The organism is Variovorax sp. KBS0712, assembly GCF_006323185.2.
Lineage (GTDB): Bacteria > Pseudomonadota > Gammaproteobacteria > Burkholderiales > Burkholderiaceae_C > Variovorax > Variovorax boronicumulans.
The window spans coordinates 3058072-3080986 of record NZ_VCCD02000001.1; the positions used below are offsets into that span (position 1 = coordinate 3058072).

At 68.6% G+C, this 22915-nt stretch carries 26 protein-coding genes; 8 read left to right on the forward strand and 18 right to left on the reverse strand.

Annotated elements, in window-relative coordinates; all coding sequences use genetic code 11:
* Window positions 1-7: 7 nt before the first annotated feature.
* Window positions 8-427, reverse strand: coding sequence for a hypothetical protein (locus FFI97_RS14160; protein WP_139701926.1), 420 nt, complete (start codon window positions 425-427; stop codon window positions 8-10).
* 44 nt (window positions 428-471) lie between these two features.
* Window positions 472-1365 carry a DMT family transporter gene (locus FFI97_RS14165; RefSeq protein WP_139701927.1) on the reverse strand — a complete coding sequence of 298 codons (894 nt, stop codon included), beginning with the start codon at window positions 1363-1365 and terminating at the stop codon, window positions 472-474.
* 214 nt (window positions 1366-1579) lie between these two features.
* Here FFI97_RS14165 and FFI97_RS14170 point away from each other — a divergent pair, with 214 nt between their 5' ends.
* From FFI97_RS14170 to FFI97_RS14180, 3 genes are all read left to right on the forward strand, one after another.
* Window positions 1580-2266, forward strand: a complete 687-nt coding sequence (locus tag FFI97_RS14170; protein WP_139701928.1) for a response regulator transcription factor — start codon at window positions 1580-1582, stop codon at window positions 2264-2266.
* 40 nt (window positions 2267-2306) lie between these two features.
* Window positions 2307-4088, forward strand: coding sequence for a hybrid sensor histidine kinase/response regulator (locus FFI97_RS14175; RefSeq protein ID WP_139701929.1), 1782 nt, complete (start codon window positions 2307-2309; stop codon window positions 4086-4088).
* Between the two features lie 109 nt (window positions 4089-4197).
* The gene (locus tag FFI97_RS14180) at window positions 4198-5553 is read left to right on the forward strand and encodes a hypothetical protein (protein WP_139701930.1); all 1356 of its coding nucleotides are present in this window, start codon (window positions 4198-4200) and stop codon (window positions 5551-5553) included.
* Between the two features lie 81 nt (window positions 5554-5634).
* Here the strand turns inward: FFI97_RS14180 and FFI97_RS14185 are convergent, their stop codons facing one another.
* The 6 genes from FFI97_RS14185 to FFI97_RS14210 form a co-directional block, all read right to left on the reverse strand.
* Window positions 5635-6795: an ABC transporter substrate-binding protein gene (locus FFI97_RS14185; RefSeq protein ID WP_260684995.1), complete on the reverse strand. Its 1161-nt coding sequence runs from the start codon at window positions 6793-6795 to the stop codon at window positions 5635-5637.
* Window positions 6796-6898: 103 nt separating this feature from the next.
* Window positions 6899-7927 (reverse strand): DUF1566 domain-containing protein, encoded by a 1029-nt coding sequence (locus FFI97_RS14190; RefSeq protein ID WP_221937672.1) that lies wholly within the window; start codon window positions 7925-7927, stop codon window positions 6899-6901.
* 540 nt (window positions 7928-8467) lie between these two features.
* Window positions 8468-9046: a dihydrofolate reductase family protein gene (locus FFI97_RS14195; RefSeq protein WP_139701933.1), complete on the reverse strand. Its 579-nt coding sequence runs from the start codon at window positions 9044-9046 to the stop codon at window positions 8468-8470.
* Between the two features lie 30 nt (window positions 9047-9076).
* On the reverse strand, window positions 9077-9451 hold the full coding sequence (locus FFI97_RS14200; protein ID WP_139701934.1) for a tetratricopeptide repeat protein: 375 nt from the start codon (window positions 9449-9451) through the stop codon (window positions 9077-9079).
* Between the two features lie 62 nt (window positions 9452-9513).
* Entirely contained in the window at window positions 9514-10308 is a 795-nt protein-coding gene (locus FFI97_RS14205; RefSeq protein ID WP_139701935.1) for an ornithine carbamoyltransferase, read from the reverse strand.
* Window positions 10309-10342: 34 nt separating this feature from the next.
* Window positions 10343-10765 (reverse strand): hypothetical protein, encoded by a 423-nt coding sequence (locus FFI97_RS14210; RefSeq protein WP_139701936.1) that lies wholly within the window; start codon window positions 10763-10765, stop codon window positions 10343-10345.
* Window positions 10766-10916: 151 nt separating this feature from the next.
* Between FFI97_RS14210 and FFI97_RS14215 the strand changes: the two genes are divergently transcribed.
* Window positions 10917-11204, forward strand: coding sequence for a helix-turn-helix domain-containing protein (locus FFI97_RS14215; protein ID WP_139701937.1), 288 nt, complete (start codon window positions 10917-10919; stop codon window positions 11202-11204).
* Window positions 11205-11208: 4 nt separating this feature from the next.
* Here FFI97_RS14215 and FFI97_RS14220 read toward each other — a convergent pair whose 3' ends face one another.
* Window positions 11209-11481, reverse strand: a complete 273-nt coding sequence (locus FFI97_RS14220; RefSeq protein WP_260684996.1) for a hypothetical protein — start codon at window positions 11479-11481, stop codon at window positions 11209-11211.
* A gap of 354 nt (window positions 11482-11835) precedes the next feature.
* Between FFI97_RS14220 and FFI97_RS14225 the strand changes: the two genes are divergently transcribed.
* Both FFI97_RS14225 and FFI97_RS14230 read left to right on the forward strand, forming a co-directional pair.
* Entirely contained in the window at window positions 11836-12822 is a 987-nt protein-coding gene (locus FFI97_RS14225) for a LysR family transcriptional regulator (protein WP_139701938.1), read from the forward strand.
* 4 nt (window positions 12823-12826) lie between these two features.
* The gene (locus FFI97_RS14230; RefSeq protein WP_139701939.1) at window positions 12827-13291 is read left to right on the forward strand and encodes a GNAT family N-acetyltransferase; all 465 of its coding nucleotides are present in this window, start codon (window positions 12827-12829) and stop codon (window positions 13289-13291) included.
* A 4-nt stretch (window positions 13292-13295) separates the two neighbouring features.
* Here the strand turns inward: FFI97_RS14230 and FFI97_RS14235 are convergent, their stop codons facing one another.
* Together FFI97_RS14235 and FFI97_RS14240 are read right to left on the reverse strand one after the other, a co-directional pair.
* Entirely contained in the window at window positions 13296-13640 is a 345-nt protein-coding gene (locus FFI97_RS14235; protein ID WP_139701940.1) for a hypothetical protein, read from the reverse strand.
* Between the two features lie 76 nt (window positions 13641-13716).
* Entirely contained in the window at window positions 13717-14202 is a 486-nt protein-coding gene (locus FFI97_RS14240; protein WP_139701941.1) for a DUF2165 family protein, read from the reverse strand.
* 99 nt (window positions 14203-14301) lie between these two features.
* Here FFI97_RS14240 and FFI97_RS14245 point away from each other — a divergent pair, with 99 nt between their 5' ends.
* Window positions 14302-14655, forward strand: a complete 354-nt coding sequence (locus tag FFI97_RS14245) for a hypothetical protein (RefSeq protein ID WP_139701942.1) — start codon at window positions 14302-14304, stop codon at window positions 14653-14655.
* Between the two features lie 6 nt (window positions 14656-14661).
* Here the strand turns inward: FFI97_RS14245 and FFI97_RS14250 are convergent, their stop codons facing one another.
* The 6 genes from FFI97_RS14250 to FFI97_RS14275 form a co-directional block, all read right to left on the reverse strand.
* Window positions 14662-15291: an FABP family protein gene (locus FFI97_RS14250; protein WP_139701943.1), complete on the reverse strand. Its 630-nt coding sequence runs from the start codon at window positions 15289-15291 to the stop codon at window positions 14662-14664.
* A gap of 77 nt (window positions 15292-15368) precedes the next feature.
* The gene (locus FFI97_RS14255; protein WP_139701944.1) at window positions 15369-15794 is read right to left on the reverse strand and encodes a hypothetical protein; all 426 of its coding nucleotides are present in this window, start codon (window positions 15792-15794) and stop codon (window positions 15369-15371) included.
* Between the two features lie 18 nt (window positions 15795-15812).
* Window positions 15813-17141 (reverse strand): adenylosuccinate synthetase, encoded by a 1329-nt coding sequence (locus tag FFI97_RS14260; RefSeq protein WP_260684997.1) that lies wholly within the window; start codon window positions 17139-17141, stop codon window positions 15813-15815.
* A 10-nt stretch (window positions 17142-17151) separates the two neighbouring features.
* Window positions 17152-18123: a VWA domain-containing protein gene (locus FFI97_RS14265; protein ID WP_139701945.1), complete on the reverse strand. Its 972-nt coding sequence runs from the start codon at window positions 18121-18123 to the stop codon at window positions 17152-17154.
* A gap of 40 nt (window positions 18124-18163) precedes the next feature.
* Window positions 18164-19105 carry a protein kinase family protein gene (locus FFI97_RS14270; RefSeq protein WP_139701946.1) on the reverse strand — a complete coding sequence of 314 codons (942 nt, stop codon included), beginning with the start codon at window positions 19103-19105 and terminating at the stop codon, window positions 18164-18166.
* Between the two features lie 16 nt (window positions 19106-19121).
* The gene (locus tag FFI97_RS14275) at window positions 19122-20432 is read right to left on the reverse strand and encodes a hemolysin family protein (protein WP_139701947.1); all 1311 of its coding nucleotides are present in this window, start codon (window positions 20430-20432) and stop codon (window positions 19122-19124) included.
* Between the two features lie 23 nt (window positions 20433-20455).
* Here FFI97_RS14275 and FFI97_RS14280 point away from each other — a divergent pair, with 23 nt between their 5' ends.
* Window positions 20456-21307 carry a symmetrical bis(5'-nucleosyl)-tetraphosphatase gene (locus FFI97_RS14280; protein WP_139701948.1) on the forward strand — a complete coding sequence of 284 codons (852 nt, stop codon included), beginning with the start codon at window positions 20456-20458 and terminating at the stop codon, window positions 21305-21307.
* A gap of 24 nt (window positions 21308-21331) precedes the next feature.
* Here the strand turns inward: FFI97_RS14280 and FFI97_RS14285 are convergent, their stop codons facing one another.
* Window positions 21332-22885 (reverse strand): M20/M25/M40 family metallo-hydrolase, encoded by a 1554-nt coding sequence (locus FFI97_RS14285; protein WP_139701949.1) that lies wholly within the window; start codon window positions 22883-22885, stop codon window positions 21332-21334.
* Between the last annotated feature and the right edge of the window lie 30 nt (window positions 22886-22915).

Consider the following 22915-nt stretch of genomic DNA (forward strand, 5'->3'; position numbering starts at 1 on the left):
CGGACGTTCAGCGCGGTCGCGACGCCACACGTTGCGCCTCTTCCCTGAGGTACGAAGAGGCCGCCGTGTTCGCCAGATCGTGCAGCGTCTGCAGCAATGAAACGCCGCCGATCTCCGTCGTGCCGGCGTTCAGGATGCGCCCGATCATCGTGATGCCGAGTTCGCTGGGCTGTCGCGCGAGGGAGCGAAGAAGCTCAGGCTGGTAGTTGGGCAAGCTCTCCAATCCGTGAACGATGGTCCACATGACCCCGTAGCCGTCTTCCTCCGGGTAGCGCTCGAAAACGCTCAGCATTTCGGGCATGGCTTGCTCCGGACTGCCCGCCCGCCAGAGTTCATCCAGAAGCGAGTCCAGGTGGCGCCAGCTGCCATCCTCCGGCGGTTCGAAGTTGGCGATGTCGCGAGCGATCTCGGAAGTGGTTCGAGGCATTGAAAGTCTTGTGCGCGTGGCTGCTTCCGGCCGACTCTAGCGGCTCAGGCGGTCTTCTGTTTTTTCTGTACCGACCTCGGCGCCTCGCTGCGCGCCAGCCACAGTCCGCTCGCGACGATCAACGCCCCGCCGCCCAGCGTCCATGCATCGGGCGCGGCCTGCCAGAACACCCAGTCCATCACGAGCGCCCATGCGAGCGCGCTGTATTCGAAGGGCGCGATGGCCGCGGCCTGGCCGTGACGGAAGGCCTCGGCGATGGCCAGCTGGCCCAGGAAGCCGCTGAGGGCCAGACCCGCCAGCGCCCACGCGTGCCCGGCCTGCAGCGGCACCCATTGCGGCGCCGCGAGCAGGCTGCCGCCGACAGCCATGCCCGCCGTGGTCCAGAAGACCAGTGCAGCGCTCGGCTCGGTGCGGCTGATGAGCCGGCCCAGCATGTTCGACAGCGCATAGCAGACGGCCGCCACCAGGATCGCCAGCGCGCCCGTCGAAAGGAAGGCCCCCTGCTCGGGCCGCAGCGCGACCACCACGCCGACGAAGCCCAGCCCGATGGCGATCCAGTGCCGCGGCTGCACCGATTCGCCCAGCATCGGCACGGCGATGAGCACCATCAGCAACGGCGCGATGAACGTGAGCGTGTAGGCCTCGGCCAGGCCCAGGGTCTTCAGGCCGTGGACGAAGAGCACCAGCATCGTCATGTTCAGCGCGGTGCGCAGCAGGTGCAGACGCCAGCGCAGCCGACGGTTGAAAACACCGGCTGCCTCGCGCCGCCAGGCGATGTACAGGCACACCAGGGGCAGCGCCGTGAGACCGCGCAGCGCCATCACCTGCACCGGCGGGTAGTGCCCGGCCAGGGTCTTGAGCAGCGCGTCCATGCAGGCGAAGAAGGCGCAGGCCAACAGCATCGCGGCGATGCCGCGCAGGGTTCCGGTCGATTGCATGGGCGGGTTGTCTCCCGTCAGTGGCCGGGAGGAAGGAGGCTGGTTTCTGAACGCCTGCAACAGGCGCTGCGCAGGTCGGTCCCGACCGACTGTAGCCGGTCGGCCCGCAAGGCATATGCCTTTGTGCGTATGTCTTTTCCCTTCGCGAATGCGGCGTGCGTCATGACTTTGGTCATTTCAGGTTCGCTGGTGTCCGCACTACCATGCCCGGACCATGGCCACTGCCACACCACAGCCGTCGCATGCCGCGCCGTTGCGCAGCGAGGCCGGCGTTGCCATCCCCGCGCGAGGCATCCTGGTGGTCGACGACCACGAGCTGGTGCGCCTGGGCCTGCGGGCGCTGCTGCTGGCCGAGACCGGCAGCGTGCCGGTGTACGAGGCGCGCTCGCTGGCCGACGCCTTGCACCTGTACGAGCTCCATCTGGCGTCGCACTTCCTGGTGCTGCTCGACCTCGACCTGCCCGACGCACAGGGGCTGGACACCCTCGTGCGCTTCAAGCGCGCCTTTCCCGCATCGCGCGTGGTCGTGCTCTCGGGCAAGGACAGCCATGCGCTGATGCAGGGCGCGATGGCGCTCGGCGCGCAGGCCTTCCTGCCCAAGACCGGGCACCTGGGCGAGGTGCTGCGCTACGTGCGCGACAACGACCTGGTCGGCCTGCCGGCCCGGCCCCTGGCGGACGCACCCTCCCCCGTGCACGCGAAGGCGGCCGTGGCCGAGTTGCAGCCGCAGCTCAATGCGCGCCAGGTCGAGATCCTCGACTGGCTGCTGGCCGGCAAGTCGAACAAGGAGATCGCCCAGCTGTCGCGCCTGACCGAGGGCACGGTCAAGAACCACGTATCCACCCTGTTGCTGCTGTTCGGCATGCGCTCGCGGGCCCAGCTCATCAGCAGCCTGAGGTGACGCCCGCGCACGGTGCGGCCTTCGACATGGCGATGCCCGCATGCCTGCGATGACCGAGCTGCATCCGCCCGCGCTGGCCCAGCGCGTGCTGCGCGAGCAGGTGGCCACGGTGCATGCCAACGCGCCGGCCGCCTACCTCGCGGACTTCCTCACGGCACAGACGCTGGGCATCGGCCTGTTCATGGCCACGCGGCGCTGGCAGGTGCTGCTGTGGATGGCGCTGCACCTGGCATTGACCCTGCGGCGCGCGTACCGGCGCTACCAGCGCAGCCCCGATGCGGCGGCCCACCCCGAGTACTGGGCCCGCTTCAACGCGCGCAACGTGCTGATGCGCTCCTGCGTCTGGGGCCTGGCGCCCTGGCTGTGCGTGCCGCCGGGGCGCAACCTCGGGCTGTGGGTCATGGTCATCGTCATGATGATGGGCGGCTGCGCCGGCGGTGCGCTGTCGCTGGCCGTTCTCAAGCGCAACATCCCCCGCTTCATCGTGCCCAGCATGGCGAGCCTGACCCTGGCGCTGGCCTGGCGCGGCGACACCGTGCACCTGTTCCTGGCCACCGGCTGCCTGCTGTACATGGGCGTCATGATCATCTTCGCGCTGCAGCACCACCGGCTGCTGACCGCCGCGCTGACCATGCGTTTCGAGAAGGAGGCGCTGGCCGAGCAGCTGAGCCACCAGATTGCCGCGACCCAGCGCGCCAGCGAGGAGAAGACGCGCTTCCTTGCCGCCGCCAGCCACGACCTGCGCCAGCCGCTGCACGCCATCGCGCTGTTCGGCGCCGTCATCGAGAAGAAGCTCCAGGGCAGCGACGAATGGAACCACGCGGCGCGGCTGATGGATGCGGTCGGCACGCTCGGCGATTCGCTGGACACCCTGCTCGACATTTCGCGGCTGGACGCCGGCGAGGTGTCGCCGCAGATCCGCCCCGTGGAACTCAACCCGCTGTTCCTCGCGCTCAACAATGTGTTCGCAGCCCAGGCGGCCGACCGCGACCTGCAATTGCGATTGCGCGCCACGCCGTGCTGGGTGCTCAGCGACCCGCAGCTGCTGCAGCGGCTGCTGTCCAACCTCGTGGACAACGCGCTCAAGTACACGGTGCGCGGCGGCGTGGTGGTGGCCGCCCGTGCACGCGGGCCGCTGGTGTGGATCGACGTCTGCGACACCGGCATCGGCATCCCGCACGAGCACCTGGGCCGCATCTTCGACGAGTTCTACCAGGTCGGGAATCCGGGGCGCGACCGCGCGCAGGGGCTGGGCATCGGCCTGTCCATCGTGCACCGGCTCTCGCGCCTGATGGCGCACCCGCTGCAGGTGCGCTCGCGCCTGGACCACGGCAGCCGCTTTCGCCTGGTGCTGCCGGCGGTGTCGGCCTCGGGCGTCGCGCCGCTGGCCGTGCGCCCGGACGCCGCCCTGCCGTTGCCGCAGCGCGTGCTGCTCATCGACGACGAAGCCGCGATCCGCCAGGCCGTCACCGGGCTGCTGCAGGCCCACGGCGTGCGCATCGACGCCGTGGCCAGCGAGGCCGAAGCCGAGGCCGTGCTGGCGCAGGCCGCGCACGCAAGCGCCCCTGTCGAGGTGCTGCTGTGCGACGTGCGGCTGGCCGACGGCGGCGACGGACTGGCCGCCGCGCAGCGGCTGTGCGCGCGCTTCGGCCCCGGCCTGCAGGCGCTGTTGATCACCGGCGAAACCGCGCCGCTGCGGCAGCAGCAGATGCGCGAATCGGGGCTGCAGGTGCTGCTCAAGCCCGTGGCCGCCGACCGGCTGCTGCAGGCCCTGGCATCGCTGACCCGGCACGATGCAACGCACGCCGGCATGCGCGCCTGAGCACTTTTTTTGCGGGGTGTCGATGACCTTCGACACTGGATTGCGGGTATTGCCGACCCTACCGTGGAGGCCTTCTCTCTCACTCCACTTGAAAAAAGGAAGGCCCCTCATGACTACCTCTCGTCCCGTTCTTCGTGCATGGCGTGCACCTGCCGCGCTCATGGTGATGAACCTCGTGCTCGCGGCTTGCGGTGGGGGCGGCGGCGGAGGCGGCGGTTTCCCCGGCTTCGCCGTCGCCCCTGCACCGGCCCCTGCAGCCCAGGACACACCGCCGCCCGCCCCCGCGCCGGAAGACACCACGCCCGCCATCACCACGCAGCCATCGGACACCACCGTGGGCCAGGGCGTGGCCGCCACGCTGAAGGTGCAGGCCGTGCGCGCCACCGCCTACCAGTGGCAGCGCAGCGTCGATGGCGGCGCCAGCTGGAGCGATGTCGCCGGCGCCACCGGCGACAGCTTCACCACCGCCGCCGGCCAGCTGGCCGACAGCGGCCAGCAGCTGCGCGTGCAGGTGATGGGCGGCAACAGCAGCGTGACCAGCCATGCCGCCACGTTGACCGTGAAGCCCTGGGTCGCCACCGTGCTGGCGACCACCGGCGTGACCTACAACCGCCCCTACCAGCTCGTCCTGGACGCCAGCGGTGCGAACCTCTACGTGGCCATGGGCGGCAACGGCTCGGTCTACCGCATCGACACGGCCAGCGGCACCGGCGCCGAAGTCACGCCGGGGTCGACCATGAATACGCCGTATGGCCTGGCGCTGGCCGCCGACGGCACCCTGTACGTGAGCGACCAGCACCGCATCAACAAGATCGCTCCCAACGCCACCACCTACAGCACCTGGGTCGGCGACACCAGCAACGGCTATGCCGACAGCCCGGCCACGCCGATGTTCGACAACCCCGCCAGCATCGCGCTCGACGGTGCGGGCAACCTGTTCGTGGCGGACCTGGGAAACAAGCGCGTGCGCAAGGTCGCGGCCGATGGCACCACGAGCACGCTCGCGGGCGACGGCACGCAGGCCAACCTGGACGGGGTCGGCACCGCCGCCCAGTTTGCGCGCCCGCAGGGCCTGGCGATCAGCCGCGATGGCCGCACGCTGTACGACACGGACACCGACAGCCTGTGCCTGCGCAAGATCGATGTGGCCAGCGCCACGGTGAGCACGCCGCTGGGCGATTGCGCCAACGGCGGCGTGGTCGACGGAACCACCGCCACGCCAGCCCGGCTCGGCTTCTCCTACGGCGTGACGGTGGATGCGCACGACAACGTGTTCCTGACCCATGCCTGGGACGGCGTGGCGCGCGTGGTCACGCCCGCGGGCGAGATCAGCACGCTGCGCGACAGCACCGGCGCGGCGATCGCGTTCAATTTCCCGATCGGTGTGGCAGTGGCCAGCGACGGCAGCGTCTACGTGGGCGCCTCCAACGGCAACCAGATCTTCAAGCTCACGCTGGCGCCCTGAGTCTGGGAGGAACCGCAGGGTCTTCCGGCTCGCACCGCGCGAGCCGAAGACCCGGCGAGCGACATGTCCTGGCCGCCTCCCCTACCGGCAATCGTTCCAGTACCCGTCCGGATTCGCCTCCAGCGGCGTGGCGATCCGCTTCAGCGACGTGCGGCCCTGCGTGTCCTTCGCGACCACGAAGATGTGCCCGTCCTGCACCGGGAAACCGTTGCGCAGAAACTTGAAGCCGCTGCGCACCGACGCAAAGTCGGCCGCGTTGAGTGCGTTGCGCAAGGCACCGCGATCGGCGACGGAGCCCTTGGTCTCCTTCAACGCGCTGTCGATCAGGAGCGCCGCATCGAAGCCTTGCGCCGCGTACTGCGAGGGGATGCGCCCGTGCTTCTTTTCGAAGGCGGCAACAAAAGCCTTGCTCGTCGGACTCGGCAGGTCGGGGCCCCAGACCGCGCCGGCCACCACACCAAGCGCGGCATCCTTGAGCAGCGGCAGCGTCGTGCCATCGACCGTGCCCACCGTCAGCAAGGGCACCTTGCTCAGCAGGCCCGAGCGGTTCATCTGCTGGATGAAGTTCACGCCCATGTCGCCCGGCAGGAAGGCCACCACCGCATCGGGGGCCACGCGTTGGATCTGCGCCAGCGCCGCTGCGTAGTCGGTCTGGTCGGGCTTGACGTTGATTTCGCTCACCACCTCGCCCGAGTAGTAGCGCTTGAAGCCCCGCAGCTGGTCTTTGCCCGCTGCGTTGTCGGGCGCAATGAACAGCGTCTTCCAGTAGCCCTTGTCGACCGCGTAGCGTCCCACGATCCCGGCCTGGTACTCGTCCTGGTACGAGGCGAAGACGAACCGGGTGTTGCACTGCTTGCCGGCGATCGGCGCGGGGCCGGCATTCGAGCCGACGAACAGCATGCCCGCTCGGGCCATCGGCTTGGCCATGGCCATCATCACGTCGGAGAAGGTCACGCCGGTGATGAAGCTGACCTTGTCCTTCTCAATCAGGTTCTGCACCAGCTGCGCCCCGCGCTCGGGGTTGTGCTGGTCGTCTTCCTTGAGGACCGCCACGGGCACGCCGCCAAGCATGCCCTGGCGTTGCTGGACCGCGAGCATGAAGCCGTCGTACTGCTCCTGCCCGAGCGCGGCCCCGGGTCCGGAGAGCGTGCCGATGAAGCCGATGTTGACCTGCGCGGAAACGGCCAGTGCCGCGGCGCCCAAGGTGCAGGCCACGAGGGCCGTGCGGATGCGGTGGATCAAGATGTTCCTTGTGAATGAGTGAAGCGAGTCTCGCCTGTTCCCGGCCGCCCTTTCCCCGGAAGCAGGTTCACGACGCTGCTTCGGGACCGACGCTCGCTGCACATCACTCGCGCACGAGCCGGACCCCGAGGGGCATGGGCTGCGCCTCGCAAGAGACATCGCCCCCACCTCCCAGCACCCATCCGCCGATCCATGCACGGGCCTCCCGCGTCGCGGGGCCGGCGGTGCAGACGGTGGAGGACCGATACCCTTCGCGCAGCGGCTGCGTGCCGGACGCCGGGAAATCGGCGGCGGGGATGTCGAGCTTCTTGAACCAACGCTCGGCGAGGCTGTTCACCTCCTTGATGGTGGGCAGGCGCCAACCCGGTTGTGTGGCAGCGTGCTGCAGGGCTTGCACATAGCGGTAGCGCCCGGCCGTTCCGGTGCAGCGCTGGCCGTTCCATACCTGCGGCTCGTCGCAGCGGCGCCACGCCAGGCCGGTGTGGCGGTCTTCGACCACGCCGCCGGGCACGCCGCGCTCGTCGGGCACTTCGCGCCAGCGGCCCGTCTCCGGCACTTCGGGGCCGCGCACCAGGCGAATGAACAACGGCTGCGGTTTTCTCTCCATCCTGCGGTTGCAGCTGTAGACGAACCCGAGCTTGAAGCTCACGCACCAGATGCGGGTCTGGTCGTCGGGCTCGGAGCTCAGGTAGTTGCCCGGCATGGTGTTGGGCAGCCATCGCGCATCGACGGCGGCCTGTTCGGCGGGCCACCGCCCCGTCCGTTCGTTGATCAGCTCCCCCAGATCGATCAGGCCGTACAGCTCGGCCACCGTGGGCAGGCGCCAATCGGTGAAGCCGCACAGGCGCATCGCGTTCACCTGCGCCACATAGGCCATGGCATCGCCCGGCCGCCCGTCGCCGTAGTAGGAATAGGCGTCGGTGTTGGCCCGGCTGCCGGGCGCTGGCTCGTTGTGCGGACCGTAGCTGTCGATCAGCTTGCCGGTGCCTGGCGGACCGGCCTGTGTCCTCATCCACGCCAGCTTGCCGCTGTCGGGCTTGCCCTCCCAGACCAGTCCGGACACCCGGTCGCGCACGCACGAAGTCAAGGGTTGGCCGGCCACCGCCTCGTAGTCGGGTGGGCCCGCGCGCAACATGCCGTCCTGCTTGGGGATCAAGGCCAGCGGTCCCGCGTCCGTGCACGGCTGAGGGGCGGATCTGCCGTCTTGCTGCAAGCCCAGGCACGTGCGCGCGCCGGTGGGGGGCACCTTCACGGTGGTCGGTCCGGCCGTGGCCGGTGGCGACTGCGCGGCGACGGGCGCGGCGGCCCATCCCACCAGCAGAGCGATCGCGGCGGCTGCTGCGCGAAGCATGCGCAGTGCACGGGATTTCGGTTCGGCTTGAAGCCGATCTCTGTCGGCAACCGCGCGTTGCACCGCCGGTCCAGGCGCGCTGCGCGTGGTGTGGAAAGGGGGTTGAGTGCTACCCAAGAAAACGTACCTCCGCTGTCGTGCGCGAGTTCTTCAACATGGGGGGTTCAGGTCACGTTCGGTGGCCGCTGGTCATCGCGCATCAGCCCTTCGCAGTGCATAGGCGCGGGCGGCGGAAAGGGTGGAGGTATTCATGAGGCGTTCGAACGGGGCAGATGGGTCTGGCGTGACGCCAAGTTTCTCTCGCGATGTCGGGCTGTTCGACTACCCGGCGTTCAAAGGGCCAGCGACCTTGTAGGCACTGACGAGGATGCCGGACGGCATTGCTTTCGTGCTGACGAGCTCGAGGGAGCGCGGCGGGGTTCCCTGCGCAAAGAAGCGCTTTCCAGCGCCCACCAGGACCGGATAAACGATCAACAGCACTTCATCGACAAGGCCGTGCGCCAGCAGTGTCGATGTCAGCGTAGAGCTGCCCCAGAGAATCAGGTTCGGGCCCGCCTGCGACTTGATGCGACGAACGCCCTCGACGATGTCCGGCCCCAGGCTTTCGAACGGGCCCCACGCCAGACTTTCGGGGCGGTGGGTCACGACGTACTTGGTCGCTGCATTCAGGCCGTCTGCCATCGCACCGCTCGGTGCCTTGGGCCAGTAGTCCGACCACAGGTCGTAGGTACGGCGCCCGAGCAGCAGGTCGAAGCGCCCGCCATGCGCGGCGAGCACTTCATCCCGGCCGGCGGGGCTGCGGTACGGCGCGGTCCAGTGCGCGTAGGGAAAACCGTCTTCGCCCGAGGTCTGGATCACGCCATCCAGCGAGATGTGCTCCATGATTTTCAGCGTTCTCATGCGGGTCTCCTTGCTTGGGGTGGAGGGTGCTCAATGGGCCTGCGCATCAAAGTATGCCGGCCACGACAGCGGCGAAGCCTGGAGCCCTTCGGCCCCACGGAATGCAGACATCGCTTTCGCGCGCGTGCCGAAGTTCATCGTTGCGACGCCGAGGTTGAAGAAAGTGTTCCGATCGGTGGAGCCGAGTTCGACTGCACGCTGCAGGGCGGATGCAGCCTCTTTGTGCTTGCCTTGATCGGAAAGCACGGCGCCCAAGCACGTCAGGGCAAGGACATTGCCAGGAGATTCAATGAGCGCCTTCGAGAGCAACGCTTGCGCAGAGGCAAGGTTGGCTTCCCACTTGTCGGGGTTGTTCCATGCGTCCTCGACAAGCGATCGACTGATGGAGATGAAGTCCTCGCTCATAGGCTATTCAGTTTTTTTGACTCTAATTCCGTCCAGTACTCGACTGACCGGCCCCGGCCAATTCAGGTTGCAAGCAGATATTGAAGCACCGCTCTTTGCACCGGCAAGAGGAGCTTCTTCTGCTCGTAGCCGGCGAAGTGCGGATAGCGACGAGGGTCCACCGAAAGTTCACCACCGACAGTGAACGGTGGCGTCGGCAACAGCATGGGGTTGCCCATCCGAGCCAGATCTTCGACGGACAGCGGACGGCTCAACTGCTCCGTGCCCCGAGGCCAGCCATCGGTGATGACCACGTCCGCTGCTTCTGGGGAAGCCGATGAAAAGGCGACGTTGGGGATGGTCTCGTGGAAGCTCTCATGGCAGACATGAACCAGCGTAAAGCCCAGCACACTGGCCAGCTCGTGCCACGAACGAAACACGTTTGTCGGCGGCCCCCAAAGGCAGATGCGCACCTTCTGGATCGGGCCTATGGTTGTTTCGATGAAGTAGGCGTCCGTAAGAACTTCGCATGGATGGCCGGCGTTTGACATCGCATTGACTACGGGCCTACGGGACGAAGCAGCGAACTCCGCGAGGCGCTCATGGTTCGATTCCCGGATGACGTAGATGTCATAGAAAGGGTCGAGATAGCCCGCGAGATCGCACACGCGTTCGTTTGTCTTCAGGAGATTCGGCAGCTCGATGACGGACAGGTTCAGTTCGTGGAATGCCTTCAGGAACGTCGTGCGCGTGCGAATGCCGTTTCCTTCGAATGACCAGGCTGCGGCGCCTTGAACATCCACGGGGGGCAATGCAGCCAGGCGCCAGATCGCGCGAACATCCTCGGGGGAAAGTGCTGACAGGCTGACTAGGTTCATGGCTGGGGATGCGTCAGAGGTCTCGCCCACCCTATCAGGCGCGGCTATACGCATTAAGCATCGGGCCTGCACTCTCATTGCGGGCGATGTGCAGCAAGATCGCTTGAGGTAGCTCCACTATCGGATGAGCAGCAGTGTGTTTGCAGAAATAGAAAACCTCATCCAGTGGATCACTGTCATGCCATGTCGTCACGACGAATCGATCCTCTGGAATGTCCTCGAAGGGGAATTGACCTATGTTCGCCCAGTCGACAGAGTCGTCCCACAAAGTGCAGTCCAGCCCCCACGCCATCATGTAGAGGCAGCCGGAATTCACCAACCAGTTGCTGACATCGTCGCGCCACTCAATGGAGACTTCCTCCTCGATGATCACAACAGCCCGAAAGGGGGCCAAGTACCCGATGTTGGGCAGCGTGGCGCCAGGTTGCATATGGAAGTAGACCGGAAGTTCTGGCATGAAATCTAAGCAATAAGGGACTTGAGCTCTTCTTGAACGACAGGCCCTGCCCGCCGACGCGAACGTCCGGCTGTGGTCGCCAAGAACCGCTCCCGCCTGATCGTACCTACCCGCCCCGGACGCCTCCCCGGCAACCAGAGACAATCACCCCATGGCCAAAGGAAAACGAATCTCTTCCGACATTGGGGACGACGCGATCGAAGCGATCAAGGCGTTCGGGGCTGCCGCCAAGCTGGCGCGCACCACCGCTGGCGAGGGCCAGGCCGTCGCTGCCACGCGCCTGGGCGTTCACGTCCAGACGATCGCGCGGATCGAATCGGGGGAGCCGGGCGTTGCCATCGGGCACGTGCTCGGCATGTTGGCGCTCTACGGCATCTCGACTACGTTGCAGCAGCGACAACAGCAGCTACCGACGGAGAACGGCGAGCGCACCGCCTGAGCCGTCAGCCCCGCTGGGCATCGCCCGCGGCAGCACGCAACGACTGCAGCGTGGCCTCGGCGGCTTCGATGCGTCGCTGCAGCTCTTCGTTGACCAGCCGCACGAGCGCCCCGAGTTCGGTGCGCGTCGGGTACACATCGTCGGTGTCGTTCACATGTTGCGGCACGATGAGTTTCTCGATGCACGCATACGCGCGGCGCACCATGTGAAAGCTGTCGAGGTCATCGCAGGCCTGCAAGGCGAGCGATTCGGCTGTGACGGAAGGGGCGAGAGCCATGCGTGGCCTCCAGGCAGTTCGGTTTGCAACAACCGTCGCACCCAACGCCAATTGAGGGCGGCAGCTCGAACAGGTTGGCGTACCGGGAACTGCTTGCGCAAACCGGCGAGCCTCGCGGCTCCCTGCTCGAGCCGCCAAAAAAATGGAGGCACGAACGACAAAGCCACAGAGTCTCTGCGGAGAAATCTGCGGCTTTCGTCGCAGCAGTTGCACGGGACGCCAATCCCGGCCACGCCTGTTTTTGACGTGACGGCCGCAGTATAGCCACGCCCCCCCGCCCCCTTCGCAGCGCAAAACCGGGATGCCCCTACGACCCGTGCCCCCTCCCCCGATGCTGGAACAATGCGCCGATCTATGGATGGTCTCGATCTCATCAAAACGTTCCGCGAAGTCGCGTTCCGGCGCAGCTTCTCCCGCGCGGCTCTCTCGCTGGGCATGTCCAAGGCCACGGTCAGCCGCTATGTGGCCGAGCTCGAAGCGCGCAGCGGCGTGCGCCTGCTCAACCGCTCGACGCGCTCCCTGAGCCTCACCGACGCGGGCGAGGTGCTGCTGGAGCGCAGCACCGAGCTGGTGACGATGGCCGAGAACACGCTCAACGACCTGCAGGCGCACGGCTCGCACCCGCGCGGGCGCCTGCGCATGAGCGCACCGCACGGGCTCATCGCGGGTTGGCTTTCGGACGTGATCGCGGAGTTCATCAAGCTCTATCCCGACGTGTACGTGAGCCTGAATTTCACCAACCACGACATCGACCTGATCGAGGAAGGCATCGACATCCACCTCACGGGCGGGCGCATCGACGACATGAACCTGATCGTGCGCCGGCTGGTGCGCTTCGACATGGTGGTGTGCGCGTCGCCCGCCTACTGGGCGCAGCGCGGCATTCCGCAGGTGCCCGAGGACATGGCGCGGCACGACGTGCTGAGCTACTCGCCGATGCCCACCACGCACCTGCCGTTCGAAACCGACGGCCAGCCGCACGACGTGGCGGTGCACAGCCGCATGGAGGCCAACGACGCGGTGGCGCTGATCGAGCTGGCGCTGCGCGGCGTGGGGGTGGCCTACGTGCCCGAGCCGCTGGCGCAGTCGCACCTGGAGCGCGGCGCGCTGGTACCGGTGCTGCGCGACCACATGCCGCACGAGCATTGGCTGTACGCCGCGTACTCGCAGCGCCGCCACAACAGCGCGGCGATGCGCGCGATGCTCGACTTTCTCGAAAAATCGATGGGGCCGGTGCCCGAACCGATGCCCGCGGCAGTGCCCGTGGCGCTGCCGGCTTGTCCCGTCAACACCGCCATCGCGGCGCGCAACACACCCGCTCCCAACGGAAAGGCCTCCTGACCTCATGACCACGCCCGCGCTCCTGATCCGCCCGCCCACGCCCGGCGACTTCGCCGCCTGGAAGCCGCTCTGGGACGGCTACAACGCCTTCTACGGCCGCGAGGGCGCCACGGCCCTGCCCGAGGCGATCACGCAGGTCACGTGGCAGCGCTTCTTCGATGCGTACGAGCCGGTGCATGCGCTGGTGGCCGAGCGCGAGGGGCAGCTGGTGGGGCTGGTGCACTACCTGTTCCATCGCAGCACGACGCGCATCGAGCCGACCTGCTACCTGCAGGACCTGTTCACGCAGTCGTCCGAACGCGGCCGGGGCGTGGGCCGGCAACTCATCCAGGGCGTGTACGACGCGGTGCGGCGCGCAGGCGGGCAGCGCGTGTACTGGCAGACGCACACGACCAACGCAGCGGGGCGCACGCTCTACGACAAGGTCGCGAAGCACGAGGGCTTCATCGTCTACGCGACGATGGTCTGACCGATCAGTACTTGATGGTGATGCCGGCCTTCACGCCGGTGTTGGCCTTGCCGTCCGAATGCGCACCGCCCGAGAAGGAGACGTCGCCGCCGGTCTTGGCACCCACCGAGTAGGTGGGTCGCTTGCCCGACGTGTCGGTGCCGGCTTCCAAAGCACTGCCATCGGGGCGCTGCACGCCGACCGTGGCGCCGTTCGTTCGGGCCGAAGTTTCGGTGGAGTTCACATTGGGCGCGATGTAGGCCGTGCCCTTGTCGTCGCTGTCGACGGGCACTCTCACGGGCTCCGCGATGGCCACCACGGCGGCAGCGCAGGCAACCCCACCCAGGAACGCAAGAATCACTCTGTTCATGGGGACCGATGGTGGGTGCAGCGCGTCGCGCGGGCTGTGGGCGTGGCCTCACCGCGCGCGTAGGACGAAGACGGCATCAGTGCCATGACAGGTTGAACAGGAAGAACGCCGCCAGCACCCACAAGAGCAGCACGAGGTGCGTAAGCTGCAGGCCCTCTTGCCGGATCCAGTAGCCGAACCACAGGCCGCCCAGGTGCATCGCAAACAGGAAAGCGGCAAAGCCGGCCAGCCCCAGGTTGAGCCATGGCCGTGCGGCCGCCAGGTCGCCACCGACCACCAGCATCGCGCTGCCGGCCCAGAACGCCAGCGCCGCCGCCAACTGCAACGCCAGCACCACGCCCAGCGCCGCGCGGTGCAGCGCCACCGAGCGGATGGCGCGCGTGAGCAAGGGCGTGTCGATGGCGGGGTCGACGCGCAACGGCGCCATCGACATCGTGCCGCCGACCGCGAACACCGAGCCCGCGAAGCCGCGCCAGTTGTTGCGCACGGCAATCGACAGCCACAGCGCCATGCCCAGCGCGTGGAGGGACTGGAACAGCCAGACGGAGGTAGGGAGATTCATCGGGGCGCCTGCGTTTTTAAATATCAAAGATTATTCTTTGATATTGACACGCCCGCCGGCCGGCGCTCAAAGTCCCTCAAGGAAGGTCGAACGAATGCCATGAACACCGCCACCACCCCACCCGGCCCCTCCCCCGAGGCGCTCGAGCGCCTGCTGGCCGCCGGCCGCGACGGCGCCCTGCTGCGCATGAGCCTGGCGCTGGCGCACCACCGGCGCGACGACGCGCCCACGGCGCTGATGCATGTCGAGAAGGCGCTCGCCTTCGACCCCGAGTTCACCGCCGCGTGGCGGCTGCAGGGCCTGCTCGCGCTGGCGCTCGGCGACGCCGCGAAGGCCGAAGCCTCGTTCGCGCAGGCGCTGGAGGTGGCGCAGCGGCGCGGGGAGCTTCAGCTGGTGAAGGAGCTCACCGTGCGGCTGCGGCGCCTGCGCACGCCGAAGCCACCCGCTGCTTGAAGGGCCTCAGGCCATCTTCGCCAGCGGATTGAGCCCGGGCTCACCGACGCGCGTGAGCGTGTTGCGGTCGGTGTGGTGGAAAGGCTCGGCCTGGCCCAGGATCTGCATCACGGTGTCCTGGTCGTACGACCAGGTGCCGTCGGCGTTGATCTTCACCGTGATGTTCCACGCCACCGTAGTGAAGGCGCGCTCCAGGAACGGGTTCGACACGATGCCGTTCACCAGGCTGCCGTGCTCGGCGCTGAGCGTGAACTCGGTGTCGCCGGGCTTCACGTGGCCGCTGGCCATGGCCACCTGTCCGCGCGGAATGGCCAGCGTGAGAAACACGGTGCTAGTGGCCGGCTCCCACAGCCAGTAGCCGACCTGGTCGTGGTACATCTTGGTGAGGCCGGGCTTGTGGATGTAGGTGTGGTAGCGCAGGCCGTACAGCAGCTGCGGGCCGTTGGTCTGCGCGTCGATGGGCTGCAGCTCGTAGTGCTCGACGTAGACCTGCGTCTTCGGGCCCTCTTTCTTCGGCTTGACGTCGACGCCCTTCGTGCCCTCCCAGATGCCGGCCAGCGGCCGCAGCGGGCCCAGGTTGGCGAGCGTGTCGGGATCGGCGGGGGGTTCGGTGTAGATGTCTTCGGGAGTGGTCATGGTGTCGATCGTGGGAGGGAAAACAGGACGAGGTTGCTTCGATTCGGATTCTGCTTGAGTGCGATGGCGGGTCGTGGTCAGAGCGTGTCCCAGACCTGCACGAGCCCGACGAGGTGCACCACGCCGTACACGAAGCACACGAGCGAGCTCCACATCCAGAAGGCGTTGAGGCGGCGCCGGTCGAACAGCCACATCGCGACGGCGACAAGGCCGCGCAGCAGGTACACGGCGGTGATGGCAGGCAGCACCAGCGCCTGCAGCGGCAGTGGCTGCAGCACGCCGGCGCCTGCCAGCGCGTAGGCGGCCCACACGCCCAGCATGCCGGCGATGACCAGCGTGACGGCCACGGGGTACAGGTGGCCGGCCTCGGCGCTCGCGGCCATGCGCTCGCCCGCGCCGAAGAAGCGGTACCAGGCCGGGCCGCCGAAGATGACGCAGATGTGCAAGAGCGCGGCGATGGCGCTCAGCACGGCACCGGCGATCAGGAAGAGGTTGGGGGTCACGCAGGCTTTCTCATCAGGTCAGATCAGCAGGTCGCGCGCGCGAACGGCCTCGCGCACTGGACCGAACGCGCCGAAGCGCACGGGCAGGCTGCTGAGGGCTTCCACGCGCCGCACCCACTCGGGGGCGTGGGCGACGGATTGCGATTCGTACAAAGGTTGGGCGCCTTCCAGCAGGCGGGTGAGCGCGTGCTGGTGGTCCAGGTCGGTCGCATCGCCGAGCGGCAGCGATGACAGCGTGCGCCCGTCGGCATCGCGGTAGCCGGTGCACCAGCGCAGGTCCGCGTGCGCGAGCGCGTCGAGGTGGCTGACGAGCAGCCCGTCGAGCGGCCCGGCGGCAGCGAGCGCGTAGCGCAGCAGCACCGCGTCGGGGTGGCCGCGGCGGAACGCGCCCTGCCAGCCGCCGTCGGCGTTGTGCGGCTCGGCCAGCCGCGCATCGAGCGCGCGGTCGTGCGTGGGCAGCGGGCCGACGCCGTGCCGCGTGAGGTGGCTGCGCAGCACGCCCAGGTGCTGCACGGGCGCGGCGATGCCCGCGTCGCGCAGCACCGCCTCGACGGCGGCGGTGGAGACGGTGCTCCAGGTCGTGTGCGGATGAAAGCCGCGCCATTCGTCGAGCAGCACGCCCTGCGCGCCTTCGAACAGCACGGTGCCTTGAAGCGCGAGCCGTTCGCCGATGACGTCGACACTCGCGGGCGGCGACTGGCGCAGGCAGGGCTGCACGGCGTCGAGCCAGCGTCGTGCGAGTGAAGCATCAGCGAGCACGGCCAGCTCTTGCGCAGCGTCGTCCGACGAAGGCGGCATGCTCGCGAACTCGCGGTGCAGCGCGAGGCGCAAGGCTTCGAGTTTGTCGAGCGTGCGCGCAGAGTGAACAAGGTCGCCGTAGTGCAGCGTCGTCTCAGGCGCGGCCAGTGCTTGCCGCACGGTCTCGCCCACGCCGACGCCGCAGCTGCCATGCGCCGCCGCGCCGCGTGCCCATTCGCGCAAGCGGCCAGCAGCCTGATGGAACGGCGTGGTCACGCGGCAGCGCGCATCGACGAACAGGCGAGCAAAAGCGTCGGGCACACCCGCGCGCTGCAGCACCTCGGCCTCGACGCGCAACGCCGTCGGGTGCACCACCACCGGGCTGGCGAGCACGGTCGCCACGCCGGCATGGAAGCTGCCCGCGCCGAACTGCGAGAAGGTGTGGTGGCGGCCGTCGGCCAGCACCACGTTGTGGCCGGCCTGCGCGCCGCCGTTGAAGCGCACCACGGTGTGCGCGCCCCAGGCGCCGCACAGGAAGTCGGTGAAGCGGCCCTTGCCGCAGTCGCCGAAACCGAGGCCGAGCAGCGAAACGTAGCGCGTCGAAGTCAACGGCAGGCCGTCAGCCGAAGAGCCGCTTCCACCACGAGCTGCGCGCCCCGTGGCCTGCGGCGGGCGTGGCACGGCGCGGTGCGGTCGGGTCGAGCAGCGCGGCGTAGCCGTCGAGCGCGTGCAGCACGCCGCCCACGCGCTCCTTGGCCATGCCGGTGGCGGCCATCACGCCGGCCAGCGCGTCGAGGCTGGGCACGGCCTTCTCGGTGAGCGCGACGATGCCGGCCGCCACGGCGCAGGCGTCGTCGGGCGAGTCCATGCAGATCACGTGATCGCCCAGCAGCTCGCGCCAGCGCGGCTCGCAGCGGCGGCGGCGTTGCGCGTCGGGGATCAAAAAGAACAGGTGCGTGGTCTCGGCCGCGGCGGCGATGACCTCTTCGATGGGAATGTCCTCGTCGAGCTTCTCGCCAATGAGCCCTTCGACCTGGTGGCGCGACACGGCCGGGTACGGCAGCTCGTCGCCCGTGACGAACAGGTAGCCGCGCTTCTTGCGCTTGACCCAGCAGTCCATGTCGGTGTGCTGCGCCATGACGTAGAAGGCGAGCTCGTAGCTTTCTTCGCCGCTGCCCCCGCCGCCGCCTTCGAGATAGCTCCAGGTGAGCCACTGGTCCATGAGGTTGGCGGTCGATTCGAACTGCCCCACCTGCAGCGGTGCCTGGTCGGAGGTGGCGTCGCCGATGGCCATGAAGAGCAGCTGGGGGTCGGCCACGCCGCAGTCCGTCAGCAGCTTCATGAAGGTCGGCAGCTCGCGGCGTGCGAGGGTCTGCGGGATGTCGCCCATCGAGCCGGTGACGTCGAGCGCGAAGGCGATGCCCAGCGAGTTCGGATGGTCTGCGTTGTCGCGCGACTCGCGCACCTTGAGCCCCTGCGGGTTCATGAGCACATGCGTGGCGGTCTGCGTGAAGACTTCGCTGCCGGACTTGGCGGCGCGGTCGGCCACGATGGCCGCGTGGGCGGCGTGCGAGTAGTTTCCGTAACCCATGGACGTGCTCCTTCGTGAGGAAAAAGTGAAAGGCGGCTCGCTAGCGAACCGGCGCGGGGTCGAAGTGAACGAAGCGCGGCGGCCCGAAGGCCTCGCGCGAGGCGACCGACAGCGCCTGCTCGATGCCTTGCGCGCCCAGGCGCTCGCAGGCGACGGCGTCGTCGCTGCACTCGCGCAGCAAGGCGGCCAGCGGCGCGGAGGTGGCGCTGTCCGACAGCAGCGCGCGCACGCTGCGCGCCGACGCCATCAGGTCGCGCCCGATGGCGCCGCCCGACACGTCCTGCCTGGCCTGCGACCAGCCGATGAGCAGCACGCCGTGGTCGCGCGGATGCACGAGCGCATGCGCGGGCGCGAGCGCGCGGTGCGTCCAGCCGGCGCCGTGCACGAAGGCCAGCACCTCGAGCATGCGCCGCCAGAGCCAGACGGCATGGCGCGCATCGATGCCTTGCGGATTGGCCTGCTGCACCTCCTGCAGGCTGCCCCAGAAACCGGTCGGGTGGCGCAGCACGAGCGCCTGCCGTTCGCCGTCGCCCAGGCCTTGCGCCACGCCCAGGCCCAGCGGCTGCGGCAGCCGCCGCGTGAAGTAGGCCGCGCCGGGCACCGACAGGGCTTGCAGCGCCTGCAGCACGGCGGCCTCGCGCGCCAGCACGGCGTCGCCCGCCGCGTCGCGCGCGAGCTTGATCGTCACGCGCTCGGGCACGGCGCCGAGCCGTTCGGCCAGCAGCACCTCGCTGTGTTCGCCGTGGCCCAGCGGCGCGAGCACGCGGTAGTGCGCGCCGCGCCATTGCAGGAGGCGACCGGTGTCCGACAGCTGCGCCGCGTTGGCGCGGCGCCAGGCAGCGCGAAAGCTCTCGCGCTCGACGGTCTCGGTGCCGCGCGTGATGGTGGCGCCGCAGTAGCCGCAATTGACGGTGCGCCAGCGCGCCGCGCGCGGCAGCGGGGCCGAGCATTGGGGGCAACTCAGTGCAAGCAGCGACAGCATGGCCGCGCCCTCCTCTTCAGTCTTCTTGCGGCGCGGCCGGGTCCGGCGAGGCCAACACGCGGTCGATGCGGCGCCCTTCGAGCGCCACGACCTCGAAGCACCAGCCCGCGCAGTCGATGTGCTCGCCCACGGCGGGCAGGTGGCCCGACACGGACATGAGCAGGCCGGCCACGGTGTTGTAGCGCCCGCGCTCTTCGTCGGGCAGTTCGCGGATGCCCAGGCGCGCGCGCAGTTCCGACACGGGCATGAGGCCGTCGAGCTCCCACATGCCGTCAGCGCGCTGGTGGGCCCAGGCGTCGGCCTGCATGCCGGGCTGCAGCTCGCCGGTGATGGCCTCGAGCAGGTCGCGCGGGGTCATGAGGCCCTGCACCACGCCGTACTCGTCGACCACGAACACCAGCCGGCCGGCGCGCGTGCGGAACTGCTCGAGCAGCTCCATGCCGGTGAGCGTCTCGGGCACGAACACGGCGGGCGTGGCTTCCTGGCCGAGCACGCCCTTGTGGGTGGAGCCCAGGCGCAGCAGGTGCGCCACGCTGATCACGCCGACCACGTCGTCCAGCGAGTTGCGGCACACGGGGTACCACGAATGCACGAGGTTGAGCGCCGCGGCGTCCGCCACCTTCTGCAGCGCCTGCGCCACGGTGTTGGAGGCATCGAGCCATTCGATGTCGGCGCGCGGGATCATGAGCGACGACAGGCGGCGGTCGTCCAGGTGGAACACGTTGCGCACCATCTGGTGCTCGTGCTGCTCGATCACGCCGGCGTCCACGCCTTCCTCGAGGCTGGCCGAGATTTCTTCTTCGGTCACCGAGCGCGCGGCGTTGGCGTCGATGCGCAGCAGCTTCAGCGTGGTGGCAGTGGCGCCGGCCAGCAGCCACACGAAAGGCTTGGCCGCCTTGGCCAGCCCGCGCATGGGGCGCGACACGAAACGCGCCACCGGCTCGGGGTACAGCTGGCCGATGCGCTTGGGCACCAGCTCGCCGAAGATGATGGTGAAGAAGGTGATGCAGGTCACCACCACCGCAGTCGACACGATGCTGGAGGTGCCAGCGCCCATGCCCAGGCCTTCCATCCACACGGCGAGCGGCGCCGCGAAGGCAGCCTCGCCCACGATGCCGCTGAGCATGCCGATGGAGGTGATGCCGATCTGCACGGTCGAGAGGAATTGCGTGGGCGATTCCATCAGCTTCAGCGCAGCCTCCGCCCCGGTGTCCCCCGTTTCGGCCAAGGCCGCGAGGCGTGCGCGGCGGCTGGTGGAAAGGGCCATTTCGGACATTGCGAACACCGCATTGAGGGTGGTCAGCAAGGCCAGCAGGAAGACATCCATGAACGGGGGGAGAGAATGAGGGAATGTCACTTTACTGTATCGGCGACGTCCAGGGCTGCGATGTCCCCCTGGGCCGGCTGCTCGACAAGATCGATTTCTCTCCCAGCCGCGACACCCTCGTGGTGCTCGGCGACCTGGTCAACCGGGGCCCCGATTCGGCCGCGGTGCTGCGCCGCCTGCAGGGCTACGGCGCCTCGGCGCGCAGCCTGCTGGGCAACCACGACCTGCACCTGCTGGGCGTGGCGCACGGCGTTCGCAAGGGCGGCCGCAAGGACACGGTGGCCGGCCTGCTGGCCGCGCCCGACAGCGCGGCGATGCTCGACTGGCTGCGCCAGCAGCACATGGCGCTGCACATGCAGATCGGCGGCGGCGACCTGCTGATGGTGCATGCCGGCGTGCTGCCGCAATGGACGGTGGGCGACACGCTGGCGCTGGCCTCGGAGGTCGAGTCGGTGCTGCGCGGGCCCGCGCTGGGCGATTTCCTGCACGAGATGTACGGCAACACGCCCGACCACTGGGACGACGCGCTCACGGGCCACGCGCGGCTGCGCGTGATCGTCAACGCGCTCACGCGCCTGCGCTATTGCACGCCCGAGGGCGTGATGGAGTTCGAGAGCAAGGACGGCGCGATTCCCGGCCCCGAAGGCTACCTGCCGTGGTTCGACGTGCCGGGCCGCAAGACGGCCGCGGCCACGGTCGCCTTCGGCCACTGGTCGACGCTGGGCTGGCTCTCGCGGCCCGACCTGCTCTCGACCGACACAGGTTGCGTGTGGGGCGGCTGCCTCAGTGCGGTGCGCTTCGGCGCGACGCTGGACCAGCGCGAGCTGGTCCAGGTGGAATGCGAACAGGCGCAGAAGCCCGGCAAGGGGGCCTGACGGGCACCCGCCCCGTTCGGGGGCTCAGAACCCGTGCGTCATCAGCGCGTAGACCGTCTGCACGCCGGTCACGTAGTTGCCCATGCGCAGGTTCTCGTTCGCCGCGTGCTGGTTGTTGTCGGCGTTCACCAGCGGAATGATCGCGAACGGCACCTGCAGCACGCGCACGATTTCCGCCGTCGGCACGGTGCCGCCCATCATGCGGATGCGCACCGGCTCGGGCGTGGTGCCGAAAGTGTCGGTCAGGGCCTTGTAGGCCCACTGGCCGATCGGAGAGTTGATCGGCGAGCCCGCCGCGTCGGCGCCCTCGCTGCGGTAGCTGAAGCTGGCGAGCTTGTCGTAGCGGGCGCGCTCCTCGTCGGTCGGCGCGCCCTTCACGAGGTGGTAGCCCTGCTTGACGATGTGCGCCTCGATCAGCTTGCCCAGGTAGGGCGCGTCGGAGTCGGGCGTGGTGCGCAGGTCCATCTCGGCCTCGGCCTTGTCGGGGACGATGTTCGCCACCTTGTCGCCCACGGCCGCCGAGGCCATGCCGCGCACGTTCAGCGAGGGGTACTGCATCGCCTCCTGGTAGTTGGCGCCGACCCGGTCGGTGCGGGCGATGCCCAGGCGGCGCTTGAGCGCGGCCTCGTCGTCGGGCACGGCGGCCATGATCTTGCGCTCGGCCTCGCCGATCTTCACGCGGTCGTAGTAGCCGGGCACGGTCACGCGCCCGGTGTCGTCCTTCATCGTGGCCAGCAGGCTGGCCAGGCGCTGGGCCGGGTTGGGCGCGTAGTTGCCATAGTGCCCGCTGTGCAGCGGCACCTTGGCGCCGTACACGGTGAGCCGCGCATCGGCCGCGCCGCGGTTGCCGAACACCAGCGTGGGCCGGTTGGTCGCGTGCATGGGGCCGTCGTGGATCACGATGGCGTCGCTGCGCAGCAGCTCGCGGTGCGCCTGCATGACCTGGCTGATCGACGGCGAGCCTTTTTCTTCCTCGCTGTCGAGGATCACCTTGACGTTGACCGCCGGCTGGCCGCCGCCGGCCTTCAGCGCGTCGATGGCCGCCAGCAGCATCATGATCGGACCCTTGTCGTCGGCCGACGCCCGGCCGAACACGCGCCACTCGGGGTCCAGCGGGCCGCTGAAGAGCGGGGCCGCATCGATCTCTTCCCACTCGCCCTTCTCTGTCTTGCGCTTGAGCACGGGCGTCCACGGGCTCTTTTGCGCCCACTGCGCGGGGATCACCGGCTGGCCATCGAGGTGCATGTAGAAGAGCACCGTCTTGCGCGCGGGGGCGCTGCCCGGGAACTCGGCGTAGAGCATCGGCTTGCCGTTGTTGGGCAGCTGCTTCGTCGTGAAGCCGCGCTTGCGGAAGGCCTGCTCCAGCCAGTCGACGTTCTTGCGGATGTCCTCCGGCACGGTAGCGTCGTTGGGCAGGGCCAGCAGCTCGAAGTACTCGCGGTAGGTGGCCTGCGCATGGCGCTCGGCCAGGGCCGGCGAGAGTTCGGCGGACTGCGCGAGGCCGTGGCCCAGCAGCAGGACGGCCGTGGGGAGCAGCGCCATCAGGCGGCGGGGGGAACGGGGGGAAGGGTTGGACATGGGTGGCAGCGCAGAAGGGGGCAGGACGGG

Coding starts and splice junctions, on each gene's coding strand:
- FFI97_RS14160 (WP_139701926.1), bottom strand. CDS start 427: ATGCCTCGAACCACTTCCGAGATCGCTCGCGACATCGCCAACTTCGAA.
- FFI97_RS14165 (WP_139701927.1), bottom strand. CDS start 1,365: ATGCAATCGACCGGAACCCTGCGCGGCATCGCCGCGATGCTGTTGGCC.
- FFI97_RS14170 (WP_139701928.1), top strand. CDS start 1,580: ATGGCCACTGCCACACCACAGCCGTCGCATGCCGCGCCGTTGCGCAGC.
- FFI97_RS14175 (WP_139701929.1), top strand. CDS start 2,307: ATGCCTGCGATGACCGAGCTGCATCCGCCCGCGCTGGCCCAGCGCGTG.
- FFI97_RS14180 (WP_139701930.1), top strand. CDS start 4,198: ATGACTACCTCTCGTCCCGTTCTTCGTGCATGGCGTGCACCTGCCGCG.
- FFI97_RS14195 (WP_139701933.1), bottom strand. CDS start 9,046: ATGAGAACGCTGAAAATCATGGAGCACATCTCGCTGGATGGCGTGATC.
- FFI97_RS14200 (WP_139701934.1), bottom strand. CDS start 9,451: ATGAGCGAGGACTTCATCTCCATCAGTCGATCGCTTGTCGAGGACGCA.
- FFI97_RS14205 (WP_139701935.1), bottom strand. CDS start 10,308: ATGAACCTAGTCAGCCTGTCAGCACTTTCCCCCGAGGATGTTCGCGCG.
- FFI97_RS14210 (WP_139701936.1), bottom strand. CDS start 10,765: ATGCCAGAACTTCCGGTCTACTTCCATATGCAACCTGGCGCCACGCTG.
- FFI97_RS14215 (WP_139701937.1), top strand. CDS start 10,917: ATGGCCAAAGGAAAACGAATCTCTTCCGACATTGGGGACGACGCGATC.
- FFI97_RS14220 (WP_260684996.1), bottom strand. CDS start 11,481: ATGGCTCTCGCCCCTTCCGTCACAGCCGAATCGCTCGCCTTGCAGGCC.
- FFI97_RS14225 (WP_139701938.1), top strand. CDS start 11,836: ATGGATGGTCTCGATCTCATCAAAACGTTCCGCGAAGTCGCGTTCCGG.
- FFI97_RS14230 (WP_139701939.1), top strand. CDS start 12,827: ATGACCACGCCCGCGCTCCTGATCCGCCCGCCCACGCCCGGCGACTTC.
- FFI97_RS14235 (WP_139701940.1), bottom strand. CDS start 13,640: ATGAACAGAGTGATTCTTGCGTTCCTGGGTGGGGTTGCCTGCGCTGCC.
- FFI97_RS14240 (WP_139701941.1), bottom strand. CDS start 14,202: ATGAATCTCCCTACCTCCGTCTGGCTGTTCCAGTCCCTCCACGCGCTG.
- FFI97_RS14245 (WP_139701942.1), top strand. CDS start 14,302: ATGAACACCGCCACCACCCCACCCGGCCCCTCCCCCGAGGCGCTCGAG.
- FFI97_RS14250 (WP_139701943.1), bottom strand. CDS start 15,291: ATGACCACTCCCGAAGACATCTACACCGAACCCCCCGCCGATCCCGAC.
- FFI97_RS14265 (WP_139701945.1), bottom strand. CDS start 18,123: ATGGGTTACGGAAACTACTCGCACGCCGCCCACGCGGCCATCGTGGCC.
- FFI97_RS14270 (WP_139701946.1), bottom strand. CDS start 19,105: ATGCTGTCGCTGCTTGCACTGAGTTGCCCCCAATGCTCGGCCCCGCTG.
- FFI97_RS14275 (WP_139701947.1), bottom strand. CDS start 20,432: ATGGATGTCTTCCTGCTGGCCTTGCTGACCACCCTCAATGCGGTGTTC.
- FFI97_RS14280 (WP_139701948.1), top strand. CDS start 20,456: ATGTCACTTTACTGTATCGGCGACGTCCAGGGCTGCGATGTCCCCCTG.
- FFI97_RS14285 (WP_139701949.1), bottom strand. CDS start 22,885: ATGTCCAACCCTTCCCCCCGTTCCCCCCGCCGCCTGATGGCGCTGCTC.